We start from the raw sequence: 13,192 nt of genomic DNA, 5'->3' as shown, positions 1-13,192 counted from the left end.
AGGAGCAGTTGCGAAATCAGTTCAGAAACGTTCTCTCAGGATGGGCGTCAGGCATCAGGGATTTAACAGCTGCCGGAATTTAACTTAAGTATAGAGCATGGGCTCTGAATGCTGTTTTGGTTGGGACTAGGGTCGGGAGATAAACAGAGCCTTGCAGCCGGGGCAAAGCATTGCCTGATTGCGCCGGATTTTTGACAAGGGTTGAGCTGATTTTAAGCCACAAACAGGGCAGGTGGCGGTAGACACACCGCTGAAAAGTTTCATTGCGTAATTGATAACAGACATAACCATTAACCTTTCAATGAATGAGCTTCACCGTATCACATATGGTTAAGTTTTAATCTATTTATTTTGAAGCACTGAAATTCAGAAAAGGTAGATGTTGGCAGCCATTGGCCCCCTGAGACCGTTTATCCGACAAAATTCAATGCGACTTCCTGGGATGAATCATTCTGATTTGCGGGAGTTAACGGCTGAAATGTGAAGCAGATCGTCTTTTCGGCTATCAGAAGGGATGATGAGACATTTAACACTAAGAATGTCATAACTTTTGACAATTCCTGCCATTTTATAAGAGAAGTCAATTTCTTATTGAAAACACGTAAAGACTATACGTTGAAAGTGGTATTCAGCCACTTTTATTTTCCCTGCAGGACCTCTGGACGGCTAAAAGATAATTTGCTTATATCGATTCCCTGTGCCTTAATGAATTCCATCAGTTCGATATACAAACGAACGTTAAGCATTTTCCGGGCAGTCCTCATTAGCAGGCGCTATCGCTGATATCACCTCTTTTTGAGCCCGTACCTTTAATACTATACGTTTACTATTCAATACTATTATGTATAACGGGGGTTAGTATGACCTTAAGAATTAAAGGTCTGGTAAAATGGTTCAGCGAAGGCAAAGGGTTTGGTTTCCTCTCTCCTCTTGATGGCAGAAAAGATATCTTTGTTCATTTTTCTGCCCTCAACGGCGATGGTTTTAACACCTTATTTGAAGGTCAGAAAGTTGAGTTCGCGATACATAATGGTGAAAAAGGCCCTGCTGCTACAAACGTAATACTCTGCGATAAATAAATTATTGTGGTTCTGCGATAACGATGAAGGATTATTCCTGAGTAGACAGCCCCATAACTAAAATCAGTGAAAATCGTTTATTCTTAATATCTGATCAGCATATTTTTCACAATTATGAGTGCGCTGACCGATGTAATGAAATGCAGGACTACTGCATAAAAATTTTAAAAGAACATACTAACTGCTTGTTAAATAAGAAGTGCGTAATGAGCGAGGCTATCTCCGAAAGCACCACGTAATGGCTTTGACCTTAATGGCATCTGCCAGTTAACACCCACGAGAGAACAGGGTAATAGAATATGATTAAAGTCCTTGTTTTCTTTAATGCTGAATCCTGTAAAGTCATGACCGTTCTGGAAGGTATATCCTCTGTCAGGCAGGAATATCCAAACGGTGAAGAAACACATCTTCGGATTATGTCTGCAGGTTTTCCTTCCTTAACTGGCGATCATGGTATTGTTTACGTGGCAACTGACAGGGAGTTAACGTCACAGGAGATACTTGATGCGGCCAGGAAATATTTATAGCATTTTTGTCATGCTCTCTGCTCCACGTTTAATTGCATGCTTACCCTATTTATCAGAATCGAACAAAAAATGAGTTACAAACATTTATGGCCTGCTAACAGCAGGCTTTTTTTTACATTACACTTTTTTAGAAACACCTCTATAAAGAGAGCGTAATTGGCTACCCTCTGACAAAATGCAGGTGTCTCTCGCCTGCGTGCCATCTTGCCATTTGTGAAAAATCTTACTAAGTGGCCGCGCTAATTCACTAAATGTCTCTCCTGATTTAAAGTTCATCTGGTATGACTGAAGCAATAAGTTATGAGGGTACACGTAAAATGCTGAAGATAGTATGATCTCGCATAATAACTTCAGTGAATAAGGGTTCGTTGAAAGGATAGACATAAGCATCGCCGGAGCCTATTCGAAGATGCATCAACACGTAGCTAAAAACTCATTCTTCATCCGATGCAAGCTAGCCGGGAACACTCTAAGCTAAAGAGAAATGGCACAACAAATGGCACAACAGAAACAGTATAAAACGAAAAACCCCAAGCTAATTAATAGCTTGGGGTTTATATTTGGCGGAAGCGTAGAGATTCGAACTCTAGAACCCTTTCGGGTCGCCGGTTTTCAAGACCGGTGCCTTCAACCGCTCGGCCACGCTTCCAATGAGGCGCACTATAAACACCTCTGTTCTGGCTGTAAAGCACCAATTTATTCAACTGCCTTAAAATTAAACAAAAACGCGTTATTCGTCTGAAATTCAGGCAGTTTGCGCAGATTTTCAGCGCAAACTGCCCTCTGCGGGTTAATGTTTTTTGATGTACATATCTTTGCTGTAGTAATACCCCAGCTTATCCGGCGTAAATCCGCCTACCCATGGCTTGACCAGATGGGTGCGCACATAGTGATAGACCGGAATGGCCGGGACATCCTGCCCTAACAGATCTTCCGCCTGCTGGTAGAACTTGCCCCGCGCCGTCGTATCAGCGGCTTTTGCCGCATTGTGCAGCGCCTCATCATAGGCCGGGTTGCTGTACTGGCTGGTATTTTCACTGTCGCCGGTGCGGAAGTTGTTGAGAAACGTCGCCGCATCGTCATAGTCAGCGATCCACGCGTAGCGCACGGCGTCAAAATTATGTGTATGCATGGCGTCGAGCATCGTTTTCCACTCCTGGTTTTGCAGCTTCGCCTCCACGCCAAGATTCTTTTTCCACATTGAGCTGGCGGCGATGGCAATTCGCTGGTGAGATTCGGATGTGTTATAGAGCAGATTAAAGACCAGCGGGTGTGACTCGTTATACCCAGCCTCGCTCAGCAGCTTTTTCGCCTCGGCGATACGCTTATCGCGCGGCCAGCTGGCGTACTCGGGATTGTGCAGCTTCACCCCGCCGATGTCAGGCTGGCTGATAAGCCAGGCCGGACGCTGCCCCTGCCCCATCACCTTCTCCGCGATAATGTCTTTATCGAGGGCCATATTGAGCGCCCGTCGCACACGGGGGTCGTTAAACGGCGGCCGGGTGGTGTTGAATTCGTAATAGTAGGTGGCCAGCTGCGGCGAAACATCCAGCTGATCGCCCATGGTTTTTTTGAGCTGGGCAAACTGATTAATCGGCACCGTATAGACGATGTCGATCTCCCCCGCCTTATAGCGGTTGACGTCGGCGGTTTCAGAACTTATCGGCAGATAGGTCACCTTATTGATGACCGTATGCGCGTTATCCCAGTAGCGCGGATTGCGCTCGGCCACAATGCGCTCATTCACCACCCACTGCGACAGCTTATAGGGCCCGCTGGTCACCATATGCTCCGGTTTGGTCCACTTGTCGCCGTAGCGCGATATCAGCACTTTATCGAGCGGAACCAGAGACGGGTGCGCCAGCATCGCCAAAAACGCCGCATTCGGCTGAGTTAAGGTCACCTCAAGGGTGGTATCATCCAGCGCCTTGACGCCCAGCGTCTCGGGCGCTTTTTGACCCTGCGCTATCTCCGCGCCGTTGACGATATGCATATTGCCGGGATAGCTCGCGTAAGGGGACGCCGTAAGCGGCGACACCAGACGCTGCCAGCTCCAGACGATATCCTGCGCCGTAATCGCCGTACCGTCGGACCAGGTCACTCCGGGGCGCAGATGGAACGTCCAGACGGTGTTGTCTTTATTCTCCCACTTCTCCGCCAGCCTGGGCTGAATTTCTCCTGCTGGCGAAACGCTGACCAGCCCTTCGAAAAGATCGCTGATAATGTTGTTTTCAACGTCGCTTTCCACTTTATGCGGATCCAACGACGACGGCTCGCTGCCGTTATTTCTGACCAGCTCCTGCTTCTCCGCCAGCACCGTTCCCGGCGGCACCTGAGCGGCCAGCGCCGGAATAGCCATGGAGAAAAGGCCGACGGCCAGTAGTACGCGTGTGATGTGATTATATTTTTGTGATTTCATACCCCTTGCCTTTGTTACGCTTCGTTTGTACCCTCTCCAGAGTTAGTCGCAGAATGGCATTAACGCAATATTTTTCAGTTAGTTATCAGATTTCGATCTGGCTTCAGAAGGCGAACAAATAAACATACCGCGCATTTTCATTTTTCTGGAATAAAATGCTGCATTCAGCCCGCATGCCTTGAGTAAAGATGGGTAAAAGCACTATGGCTTCGGCCTTGATTTTTTTATGCTTCGTTATTAATTACATCTGTCATAAGAGAGTGACTCATGGATCGTATCATTACATCGTCGCGTGACCGTTCATCGCTGCTTAGCACGCACAAAGTTCTGCGGAACACCTATTTCCTGCTTAGCCTGACGCTGGCATTTTCGGCCATTACGGCGACGGCCAGCACCGTGTTGATGCTGCCTTCTCCGGGTCTGATTCTGACGCTGGTCGGTATGTACGGCCTGATGTTCCTGACCTATAAAACGGCGAATAAGCCAACGGGTATCATTTCCGCGTTCGCCTTTACCGGTTTTCTGGGCTACATCCTGGGGCCAATGCTTAACGCCTACCTGTCTGCGGGCATGGGAGACTTAATCGGCCTGGCGCTGGGCGGTACCGCGCTGGTGTTCTTCTGCTGCTCGGCCTACGTGCTGACCACCCGTAAAGATATGTCCTTCCTCGGCGGCATGCTGATGGCGGGCGTGGTGGTCGTGCTAATCGGTATGGTCGCCAACATTTTCCTGCAGCTGCCGGCCCTGCATCTGGCTATCAGTGCGGTGTTTATCCTGATCTCTTCAGGCGCGATTCTGTTTGAGACCAGCAATATCATCCGCGGCGGTGAAACCAACTACATCCGCGCGACCGTTAGCCTGTACGTCTCGCTGTACAACATCTTCGTCAGCCTGCTGAGCATCCTTGGGTTCGCCAGCAGAGACTAATTCTCTCCCCCGGTCGTTCTGAGGCCCCGCTTATGCGGGGCCTTATTTTTTGCTACACTGCCGCCATTTTCAGCGGTATGTGAAGAATCATGTTTATCTTTGACGGTAATGAAATAGAAACCGATAGCGAAGGCTATCTGAAGGACACAACCCAGTGGAACGAAGCGATGGCGGCCGTTATCGCCGAGCAGGAGGGCATCAGCCTTTCCGTTGAGCACTGGGAAGTGGTGCGCTTTGTGCGCGACTTTTATCTGGAATTCAACACCTCACCGGCGATTCGTATGCTGGTAAAGGCGATGGCGAACAAGTTTGGCGAAGAGAAAGGCAACAGCCGCTATCTCTACCGCCTGTTTCCGAAAGGCCCGGCTAAGCAGGCGACGAAAATCGCCGGACTGCCCAAGCCGGTAAAGTGCATCTAATACAAAATGGCGAATTTCTGCCACTCTCTGGTGGGCTGATGGGGCTCGGTCAGAACCCTGTCAACTCGCGCGCTGCGCGGCCCGCCGGCTTTCAGCCAGGCGATGAGCTTCTCCACCTGTTCAGCCTCTCCACAGGCCAGCACTTCCACGCCGCCGTCGTCGAGGTTGCGCGCGTATCCGGTTAATCCAAGCTGCAGCGCCTCGCGCTGGGTCGAATAGCGAAACCCGACGCCCTGAACGGAACCGTAGACCCACGCCATCGTGCAAACCGTTGCCATATTCTCTCTCCTTTCCGGACAATGACTCACTACAGAGGATAGCAAATTCTTTCAGCGTACATGCTTTGGCAGTACGCCGTAGTGCTGACGAAAACGGGCGGTAAAGCGCGATCCGCACTGGTAGCCGCTGTTTTGCGCAATTTCGCCAATGGGCCGCGACGTCGACTGTAATTGCCCCAGCGCGTAGGCCATACGGACCTCTTCCACGATCTGGCGGAAACTGCGGGACTCCTGCTGCAAACGGCGGCGCAGCGTCGACTCTCCCAGAAATAGCATTTTAGCCACTTTCGCTACGCTCCACGCATCGCCAGGCGACAGCATAATAATTTGCCTGACCTGGCCGGTTAGATCCTCGCGCCGTTCGTTGAGCAGCGGCCCGGCGTATCCGGCCTGATACAGCGCCAGCAGCAGCCCCATCGCCTGATGATGCTGCAGTTCGCCGCTGAGCCCCTCCCGTACCGCCTGCAGGACGCTTTGCCACATAAACGACAGTTCCGCCCCCAGCGGCGCGCAAAGCGACGTCAGACGGCCAGCCTGTGGTTCGCTCATATAGCGATTCTTAAAATCCGCCAGCAGCTCCGGGGTTAATGAGAGCAGATCGGAGCAAAACAGCCCGTTTTCCGGCTGATTAATCACCTCGAGCTCAACCTCGGCGGGCAAAATGATCAGCTGCTGCGGCGTTGCCAGCATCTCGCTGGCGCCCTGCACAATCACTTTGCTGCCGCGGTTTACCCGGCAGATCGCAGGCGCGAACAGCGTGACGCGGTGCAGTTTGCATAATCGTCGGGTGGTAATTTCCGCCGCCGTTAACGCGTTATGGTGAAAATTAATGTTCCGCATCAGGCTGCCCTTATTTTATCTTCCGGCCATCGCCGTTATCTGCGCGCTGGCGATGGCGTGGCTATGTAACATAAATCCGACTAACGCCCCGCTGGACTCGCCGTCAATGGGCAGCGTCGGGATATCCAGCGCCCATACCGTAAAGCGGTAGCGATGCGGTTTATCGCCGGCGGGCGGACACGCGCCGCCAAAGCCGGCATAGCCAAAGTCATTGCGCCCCTGTACCGCCCCGGCGGGCAGTTTAGCGTTATTTTTGTCTCCGGCGCCAGCGGCTAAGCTTGTCGCCTGTTGGGCAATATTCACCACCGTCCAGTGCCACCAGCCGCTCCCGGTTGGCGCATCAGGATCGTAAGCGGTCACCGCGAAACTGCGGGTACCCGCCGGGGCATTTTGCCAGGCGATCTGCGGTGAGATATTGCCGCCGGTGCAGCCAAAGCCGCCAAACCAATGCCTCTGCGCCAGAGCGTCTCCTTCGCGCATATCCGCGCTGCTGACGCTAAACGGCGCGGCAATCGCCGTTCCACTTATCATGACCATTATCGCGGCAGCGACTTTCAATCCTGTTTTCATCGTATTTTCCTCCGTCAGGTGAGGAAATACTGTAAGATCGCGGCGTGATTTTTATTGTGCCAAAGCGCCTGCGTTTTGTGCCGAAACGCTCACCTGTCGATACCGGTGGAATGGTGCTTGCCGCAGCCACTTGTGCTAACCTACGCGCCATTTTTTCGGTGCCGACATTCCCGTTGCTTAAAGGTAGCCCATGACAGACTCCATTTTCCCCCGCTTAGTGTTAACCAAAGGACGCGAGAAATCCCTGCTGCGTCGCCATCCGTGGATTTTCTCCGGCGCCGTCGCCCGAATGGAAGGTAAAGCCCGTTCAGGTGAGACCATCGATATCGTTGATTCGCAGGGAAAATGGCTGGCCCGCGGCGCCTATTCACCGTCTTCGCAGATCCGCGCCCGCGTCTGGAGCTTCGATCGCGATGAAGCCATTGATAACGCCTTTTTCGAGCGTCGTCTTCAGCAGGCGCAAACCTGGCGCGAGTGGCTGGCAGCCCGCGACGGGCTTGATAGCTATCGCCTGATAGCCGGTGAATCCGACGGCCTGCCGGGCGTGACCATCGACCGTTTTGGCGACTTTTTTGTTCTGCAGCTGCTGAGCGCCGGTGCCGAATACCAGCGCGCGGCGATTGTCAGCGCGCTGCAAACGCTGTTCCCGAACTGCGCTATCTACGATCGTAGCGACGTCGCGGTACGTAAAAAAGAGGGGCTGGAGCTGGCGCAGGGTCCGGTTGTCGGCGAGCTGCCGCCTGCCCTGCTGCCGATTACCGAGCACGGTATGCAGCTGCTGGTAGACATTCAGGGCGGCCATAAAACCGGCTATTACCTTGACCAGCGCGACAGCCGTCTGGCGACGCGTCGCTACGTCGCCGATAAGCGCGTGCTGAACTGCTTCTCCTATACCGGCGGTTTTGCCATCTCCGCGCTAATGGGCGGCTGCCGCCAGGTTGTCAGCGTTGATACCTCCCAGGAGGCGCTGGACGTCGCCAGACAGAACGTTGAGCTGAACAAGCTGGACCTGTCAAAAGCGGAGTTCATCCGCGACGACGTCTTCAAGCTGCTGCGTAAATATCGTGACGCCGGGGAAAAGTTCGATGTTATCGTGATGGATCCGCCGAAGTTTGTGGAAAATAAAAGCCAGCTGATGGGCGCCTGCCGCGGCTATAAGGACATCAACATGCTGGCGATTCAGCTATTGAATCCCGGCGGCATCCTGCTGACCTTCTCCTGTTCCGGCCTGATGACCACCGATTTATTTCAGAAAATCGTTGCCGATGCCGCCCTGGATGCCGGACGTGATGTACAATTTATAGAACAGTTCCGCCAGGCTGCCGATCATCCGGTGATAGCAACCTACCCGGAGGGGCTGTATCTGAAAGGGTTTGCTTGCCGCATCATGTAACTTGAAAAATGGAGAATCGGCCCGCATATAGCAGGTAATCATGTCTCCCGGGAGGTGCTTATGATAGCCAGCAAATTCGGTATCGGCCAACAAGTTCGCCACACGCTTCTGGGCTACCTGGGCGTGATCGTCGATGTCGATCCAGAGTACTCGCTCACGGAGCCGGAGGAGGACGAAATCGCCGCTAACGACGAACTGCGTCTTGCGCCCTGGTACCACGTGGTGATGGAGGACGATGATGGTCAGCCGATTCACACTTATCTTGCAGAAGCGCAGCTGAGCAGCGAAGCCAGCGATGAGCATCCGGAGCAACCGTCGCTGGACGAACTGGCGCGAACCATTCGCCAGCAGCTGCAGGCACCCAGATTGCGTAACTGATCTCAAAAACCCGCGTTGCGGGTTTTTTATTGCCCTTTATCTCTGCGCGGCATTTGCCAGCGCCTGGCAAATCAGACTATTGAATTGTCCGTCACGCTGCTGTTGTTCACTCCAGCGGTCGTTTGCCCGCTTCATTGCGCGGGAAATCCCCTCGCTGGTAAGCGCAAGCTGCTGAAAAAAAGGCGCCAGCATCGCACCGCCGGGCAAAACCAGAGTTTTAAACACCGGACTCCCGTCAGCGTAACGGTACGTTAGCGCTTTTTCAGGCAGTTTTGTTGGCGCAAAATACTGCTGCGCATAGCCGGCCCAGAAGTTCGCCGCCCCATAGCCGCGCGAGAAATTACTTTCACACCCGGAAGGCTCAGCCAGCGGCGAAACTCTTTTCTCCGGGGCTCTGAAGGCATTTTCCATCCAACGCGCCATTCCCTCCAGGTACCATCTCTGTTTAAAAACCGCGTAACCGTACTGGTATAAATGGAATAATTCATGGGCTGGCGTAACGTTGCGCGCGGGCTGCAGCCCGGCGTTAAGCACGATTTTTAAGCCGCAGGGCAGCGCCGTTCCGTCGCTCATCGTTTCCGCCGCCACGCGATCGAAGGCAAGGCCATGACCTTTAGGAAGCGCCAGCAGATAGAGGTTAATCTGTCGGGCCTGGGCATAAATCTTCTGCCGCAGAGGCGAGCGCAGGCCCAGCCGCGACGTGTAGAGATATTGCGCCGCCTGTAGCTGACGACCAATATCTTTTATAACGTCCGGCACGCCATCGCCGGTACTGTCCTGCGGATATCGCAGGGCATCTTTGCCCTGCAGGCTGTAGTAAATATGAAAGTCATCGACCACGTGCGTTTTTTCCAGACGATGCTCATGAAGCAGGGAGCCGGGAACGCAGCGCGAAACCTGCACGACATCGCGCGCCAGCAGCGGCGAACTGCAGCAGGACGCCAGCAGTAGCGCGATGACTCCCCTCATCGCCGCGCCAGGGGGCCAGGCAAAGGGAAAAGGCGCTGACGGTTATCCAACGTTAGCCGCCTGATGACGCTTTTTTTCCGGCCCGCTCTCCAGCTCCGTCCCGGTATCCAGCTGACGTTCGCTTGCCTGCCGCCATGCCGCCCATCGTCCGGCGATCGCACTGGCGTAGTAGCGTTGCGCGTTGCGCAGCGCGGCCTGCTGCATACTTTGCTGTAGCGTCTTGTCGGAGATGACCTTGATCATCGCCGCCGCCAGCGCGCCCTCATCGCCGCAGGGCACCAGAATCCCCGCCTGCCGGTCCTGCAGGATGTCGCGCGGGCCATATTTAATGGCAAAGCTAATCAGCGGCGTACCGTATGCCATCGCCTCGACGGCGGAAATGGACTGCCCCTCCTGAGTCGAACAAAGCACCGTGCAGCAGGCCGTTTTATGCGCCTGCGCGATGTCGGAGGTGAAGCCGTTGATATGGATAGCCTGCTCCAGCCCCCACTCCGCCACCTGCGCGCTTAAGCTGCGCCGCAGCGGCCCTACCCCGTAAGTGTGCAGCTGCGCGTCGGGGATCGCCTTCACCACCTGACGAAACGCGCTCAGCAGTAAAGCGTGCTGCTTCTCTTCCGAGTAGCGCGCCAGGTAAATGACCGTTTGCGAAGGCGTCTTCTGCGGGTTCGCCGGTATAGCGCCGTTATCGAGATGGTTGGGGATCACCGCCATCCGGGCGGCCGGAAATCCCTCCTGCTGCAGGTCCTGCCACTGCTCATCAGTCAGGACAATCAGCTGGTCTACGAGTTCCGGCTGTTCCAGGATATGCCGGTATGAGCTTTTCAGCGCCCCGTTAGACAACTGATGATGGGAGTGGATAATCGCGCTCAGCGTGCAGGCCATACGCTGGGCGGGCCGTGAGCAAACGAAGCTTTTCCACGTTTTATTTTTATCGACGATAAAGTGCCAGCGCCCTTTTTCCGCCAACCGGGTTTCCAGCATCCACGCATAAAACGCCTCTTCCTGAGCAAAGCGTTTAACGTCCCCTCCCGGCAGAGCGATTTCAAGATGGCTTAGCTGCACGTTGCCCTTTTTTTCGTCAAAGCTTTTGCGCAGCAGAATATTGCCGGCGCGATCAATATAATCCTCGATGATTCTTCCCTGTGGACGCAGCAGGAAGTTGTGTTTACCCACCGGTAGATCCGCGGTGGGATTCACGGCATGTCTGAGCTCAATATTGCCCACCAGCGGCGCCAGCGCAGAGATCGCATTCAGCTCAAGACAATCGCTTAGCCAGGCATAAAGGTTATAAACCGGCACCTCTTCGGGCAGCGCGCCGCGAGCTTTCAGCGCCTTAACCGCCGTGGAGAGTTCGGGATTCCACGTCGCGGTAATCAGCCAGGGTACGGTGCGCAGATGTTCGGTGAACAGTTTCGCCCGGCGCATGGCCGCCACCTCAATACCGTTGCCGACGTCACGCAGCGTCTCCAGCAAAAACACGGGGGTCGCGCTATTCGCCGGCTGCGCGTCGTCCTGCTGGAGCGGCGGCTTTTTTGCCGCTAAATGGTATTTCTGGTAGGCGATAAAGCCGGAAAGATAGTGCTCAACATCATCGATACGCACGCGGTAGCTGTGGTGGCGAATAAAGAAGCTGTTAACGATCCGCGCGGGATTTTTAAAGAACATCGCCAGCTCGGGCCAGAAAAAGCCGTTCAGCAGATAGCGGGCGCGGGCCTCCAGCGCCTGCCAGAACTTCTGCTGGTCAAAATCCGCCAGCAGATGACGATGCTCGGGCGAGGCGTCCAGCCGGGTCACCATTTCAGACGCCGCCATCATTAATTCCAGCAGCGTGGGATAGGTGGTGACGCGATGCAGCACGAAATCAAGATGATCGCGCACGTTATTCAGGCCAAAGCGAAAGTACTTCTCTTGCGGACGGAAGCGGGTCAATTCATTCACGCAGTAGCTCAACCAGTGGTCATGATGCTGCCAGTGTTTATTTTTAATGAAATAGGCGAAGGCTTTCTCCACCATCTCCAGCCACTGCGGCGCGTTGGTCAGGCCGTACAGGCGCATCAGGGCAAAAGCCGCTTCGCCATCGTAATAAATGATGCGGAATTTGGCTTTCAGCGACAGATCGCGGCTATTTAATACATGAACAAACTGGCCGCTGAGCGGATCCTGCATAAAAGCAATGCCGGTCGCCAGCTGCGCCATCAGCGGTAGATATTGCCGGTCTCCGGTCGTTTCGGTGTATTTCACCAGCGCCAGGATGCTGACGGCGTTGCCGCCGAGCTTGATCTCATCGCCCACATCGCAGAGAAACGCCGCCTCGCGGCCATCGTCCAGCGTCCGCACTTCAATCAGCGTGTTAACCAGGTACGCAATCGCCCGGTCTATCGCCTGACGAACCGACGGCTGACGCGTCGCCTCCCAGCCCTCGATCAGCGAATAGGTCGAGCTGGCATGGCGCAGCGCGTTATAGGAGCGGACCGGGCGATCGAAACAGGGAAACCAGCCGTAATGGTAGAGGCCGTCTTGTTTTACCTGGCGGGCCAGATAATCGGTGCCTTTTTTAATCACCTCGGCCAGGCACTCGTCCTGCCACTCTTCCCCGATGACGCGATAGCCGGAACCCCGTCCGGTGTGTTCAATCACTTTTGCCCCAAAACGATCGCAGAAGACGCCCTGAGTTTTAAAGCGCCAGAGCGGCTGCTGCGGATCTTGCGGCCAGCTCAGCGTCTGCTTAAACCGCCGCTGGGCGTAGTTTTCCAGATTGACGCTATTCGGCGCCACGACGCCGTTATCCCCGTCATAGAGCAGCGCGTTACCGGTAATTTCTTGCTCAAGCATCGCGCAGCTAAACTGCGGATCAAACGCGAGGCCAAAGCGAAAATAGTTACGCTTGGTGACCATGAATTTTTCGTTGAGGGATTGCCAGCTGAGCTTTTCCACGCTGTCCACGATGTCAATCCGCAGCCACTGCGGTTCGCTGTCCTGTTTTTTACGCCACTCCTGCAGCGCTCTGGCCCCCGCCAGCCACGCGAGGTCAAAGCTGGTTCCGCTGGAGATATGAGTATGCGCGCGTGACTTACCATCGCTGACGCTGAAGAAGATGACCCATGCCGGATAGTCAGAGGGCAATTCGGTGGATTTTAATTTTTTCGCCTGAAAGCAGGCTTGTTGCAGTAAGTCACTTAGCGCCATCTTTCCCTCTCCGTATAATCAAGAATGCGTTGCATGTTTAAAAATTATTATTTCAACCCGTTTTGGAAATTGCGCTTATGTCTTTGCCCGGCACACTCCCCGGAGGCGGCGCTTAACGCGCCTTGTCCGGGCTACCGGCCCGCAGACGGCTGTGAATACGTAGCCCGGTCAGCGCAGCGCAAGCCGGGGAAGACGCTGCGCCGATAT

The 13,192-nt window shown here is 54.1% G+C and carries 13 protein-coding genes, 1 tRNA gene and 1 pseudogene; 6 read left to right on the top strand and 9 right to left on the bottom strand.

Annotated elements, in window-relative coordinates:
* Nucleotides 1-126 precede the first annotated feature (126 nt).
* Together BWI76_RS28450 and BWI76_RS28445 are read right to left on the bottom strand one after the other, a co-directional pair.
* On the bottom strand, nucleotides 127-285 hold the full coding sequence (locus BWI76_RS28450) for a YnfU family zinc-binding protein (protein ID WP_219676590.1): 159 nt from the start codon (nucleotides 283-285) through the stop codon (nucleotides 127-129).
* A gap of 81 nt (nucleotides 286-366) precedes the next feature.
* A pseudogene (locus BWI76_RS28445) lies at nucleotides 367-567 on the bottom strand (cold shock domain-containing protein).
* Nucleotides 568-860: 293 nt separating this feature from the next.
* Between BWI76_RS28445 and BWI76_RS10090 the strand changes: the two are divergent.
* The gene (locus BWI76_RS10090) at nucleotides 861-1,079 is read left to right on the top strand and encodes a cold shock domain-containing protein (protein WP_004132707.1); all 219 of its coding nucleotides are present in this window, start codon (nucleotides 861-863) and stop codon (nucleotides 1,077-1,079) included.
* A 299-nt stretch (nucleotides 1,080-1,378) separates the two neighbouring features.
* Nucleotides 1,379-1,606 (top strand): hypothetical protein, encoded by a 228-nt coding sequence (locus tag BWI76_RS10085; protein ID WP_049094912.1) that lies wholly within the window; start codon nucleotides 1,379-1,381, stop codon nucleotides 1,604-1,606.
* A gap of 561 nt (nucleotides 1,607-2,167) precedes the next feature.
* On the opposite strand, the gene BWI76_RS10080 is transcribed toward BWI76_RS10085, so the two are convergent.
* Both BWI76_RS10080 and BWI76_RS10075 read right to left on the bottom strand, forming a co-directional pair.
* Nucleotides 2,168-2,255, bottom strand: a tRNA-Ser gene (locus BWI76_RS10080).
* A gap of 141 nt (nucleotides 2,256-2,396) precedes the next feature.
* A complete protein-coding gene (locus tag BWI76_RS10075) occupies nucleotides 2,397-4,025 on the bottom strand; it encodes an ABC transporter substrate-binding protein (protein WP_064342420.1) in 1,629 nt (542 codons plus the stop codon).
* A 267-nt stretch (nucleotides 4,026-4,292) separates the two neighbouring features.
* Here BWI76_RS10075 and yccA point away from each other — a divergent pair, with 267 nt between their 5' ends.
* Together yccA and tusE are read left to right on the top strand one after the other, a co-directional pair.
* Entirely contained in the window at nucleotides 4,293-4,952 is a 660-nt protein-coding gene (yccA, locus tag BWI76_RS10070) for an FtsH protease modulator YccA (protein ID WP_004100829.1), read from the top strand.
* An 89-nt stretch (nucleotides 4,953-5,041) separates the two neighbouring features.
* Entirely contained in the window at nucleotides 5,042-5,371 is a 330-nt protein-coding gene (gene tusE / locus BWI76_RS10065; RefSeq protein WP_004131058.1) for a sulfurtransferase TusE, read from the top strand.
* Here the strand turns inward: tusE and yccX are convergent.
* The 3 genes from yccX to BWI76_RS10050 are packed head-to-tail and all read right to left on the bottom strand — an operon-like array spanning nucleotide 5,368 to nucleotide 7,059.
* Nucleotides 5,368-5,649: an acylphosphatase gene (gene yccX / locus BWI76_RS10060; protein ID WP_004131057.1), complete on the bottom strand. Its 282-nt coding sequence runs from the start codon at nucleotides 5,647-5,649 to the stop codon at nucleotides 5,368-5,370. The two genes, tusE and yccX, sit on opposite strands and share 4 nt — an antisense overlap.
* Before the next feature lie 51 nt (nucleotides 5,650-5,700).
* Nucleotides 5,701-6,489 (bottom strand): helix-turn-helix transcriptional regulator, encoded by a 789-nt coding sequence (locus tag BWI76_RS10055; RefSeq protein ID WP_004871534.1) that lies wholly within the window; start codon nucleotides 6,487-6,489, stop codon nucleotides 5,701-5,703.
* A 15-nt stretch (nucleotides 6,490-6,504) separates the two neighbouring features.
* Nucleotides 6,505-7,059 carry a YbhB/YbcL family Raf kinase inhibitor-like protein gene (locus BWI76_RS10050; protein WP_004871536.1) on the bottom strand — a complete coding sequence of 185 codons (555 nt, stop codon included), beginning with the start codon at nucleotides 7,057-7,059 and terminating at the stop codon, nucleotides 6,505-6,507.
* Nucleotides 7,060-7,249: 190 nt separating this feature from the next.
* Here BWI76_RS10050 and rlmI point away from each other — a divergent pair, with 190 nt between their 5' ends.
* Together rlmI and hspQ are read left to right on the top strand one after the other, a co-directional pair.
* The gene (rlmI, locus tag BWI76_RS10045) at nucleotides 7,250-8,452 is read left to right on the top strand and encodes a 23S rRNA (cytosine(1962)-C(5))-methyltransferase RlmI (protein ID WP_004871539.1); all 1,203 of its coding nucleotides are present in this window, start codon (nucleotides 7,250-7,252) and stop codon (nucleotides 8,450-8,452) included.
* A 60-nt stretch (nucleotides 8,453-8,512) separates the two neighbouring features.
* Nucleotides 8,513-8,830, top strand: coding sequence for a heat shock protein HspQ (gene hspQ, locus BWI76_RS10040; protein WP_004871541.1), 318 nt, complete (start codon nucleotides 8,513-8,515; stop codon nucleotides 8,828-8,830).
* Nucleotides 8,831-8,866: 36 nt separating this feature from the next.
* Here the strand turns inward: hspQ and BWI76_RS10035 are convergent, their stop codons facing one another.
* Both BWI76_RS10035 and BWI76_RS10030 read right to left on the bottom strand, forming a co-directional pair.
* Entirely contained in the window at nucleotides 8,867-9,799 is a 933-nt protein-coding gene (locus BWI76_RS10035) for a hypothetical protein (protein ID WP_004871543.1), read from the bottom strand.
* Between the two features lie 42 nt (nucleotides 9,800-9,841).
* Nucleotides 9,842-12,985 (bottom strand): glycosyltransferase, encoded by a 3,144-nt coding sequence (locus tag BWI76_RS10030; protein ID WP_064371668.1) that lies wholly within the window; start codon nucleotides 12,983-12,985, stop codon nucleotides 9,842-9,844.
* Between the last annotated feature and the right edge of the window lie 207 nt (nucleotides 12,986-13,192).

This window comes from Klebsiella sp. M5al, assembly GCF_002090195.1.
GTDB lineage: Bacteria > Pseudomonadota > Gammaproteobacteria > Enterobacterales > Enterobacteriaceae > Klebsiella > Klebsiella grimontii.
The sequence above is the reverse complement of the archived record's forward strand: the minus strand, read 5'-3'. Positions and strand labels throughout refer to the sequence as shown.

What these genes read in the sequence shown, in the direction of transcription:
- BWI76_RS28450 (WP_219676590.1), bottom strand. Translation starts at nt 285, where the DNA reads ATGTCTGTTATCAATTACGCAATGAAACTTTTCAGCGGTGTGTCTACC.
- BWI76_RS10090 (WP_004132707.1), top strand. Translation starts at nt 861, where the DNA reads ATGACCTTAAGAATTAAAGGTCTGGTAAAATGGTTCAGCGAAGGCAAA.
- BWI76_RS10085 (WP_049094912.1), top strand. Translation starts at nt 1,379, where the DNA reads ATGATTAAAGTCCTTGTTTTCTTTAATGCTGAATCCTGTAAAGTCATG.
- BWI76_RS10075 (WP_064342420.1), bottom strand. Translation starts at nt 4,025, where the DNA reads ATGAAATCACAAAAATATAATCACATCACACGCGTACTACTGGCCGTC.
- yccA (WP_004100829.1), top strand. Translation starts at nt 4,293, where the DNA reads ATGGATCGTATCATTACATCGTCGCGTGACCGTTCATCGCTGCTTAGC.
- tusE (WP_004131058.1), top strand. Translation starts at nt 5,042, where the DNA reads ATGTTTATCTTTGACGGTAATGAAATAGAAACCGATAGCGAAGGCTAT.
- yccX (WP_004131057.1), bottom strand. Translation starts at nt 5,649, where the DNA reads ATGGCAACGGTTTGCACGATGGCGTGGGTCTACGGTTCCGTTCAGGGC.
- BWI76_RS10055 (WP_004871534.1), bottom strand. Translation starts at nt 6,489, where the DNA reads ATGCGGAACATTAATTTTCACCATAACGCGTTAACGGCGGCGGAAATT.
- BWI76_RS10050 (WP_004871536.1), bottom strand. Translation starts at nt 7,059, where the DNA reads ATGAAAACAGGATTGAAAGTCGCTGCCGCGATAATGGTCATGATAAGT.
- rlmI (WP_004871539.1), top strand. Translation starts at nt 7,250, where the DNA reads ATGACAGACTCCATTTTCCCCCGCTTAGTGTTAACCAAAGGACGCGAG.
- hspQ (WP_004871541.1), top strand. Translation starts at nt 8,513, where the DNA reads ATGATAGCCAGCAAATTCGGTATCGGCCAACAAGTTCGCCACACGCTT.
- BWI76_RS10035 (WP_004871543.1), bottom strand. Translation starts at nt 9,799, where the DNA reads ATGAGGGGAGTCATCGCGCTACTGCTGGCGTCCTGCTGCAGTTCGCCG.
- BWI76_RS10030 (WP_064371668.1), bottom strand. Translation starts at nt 12,985, where the DNA reads ATGGCGCTAAGTGACTTACTGCAACAAGCCTGCTTTCAGGCGAAAAAA.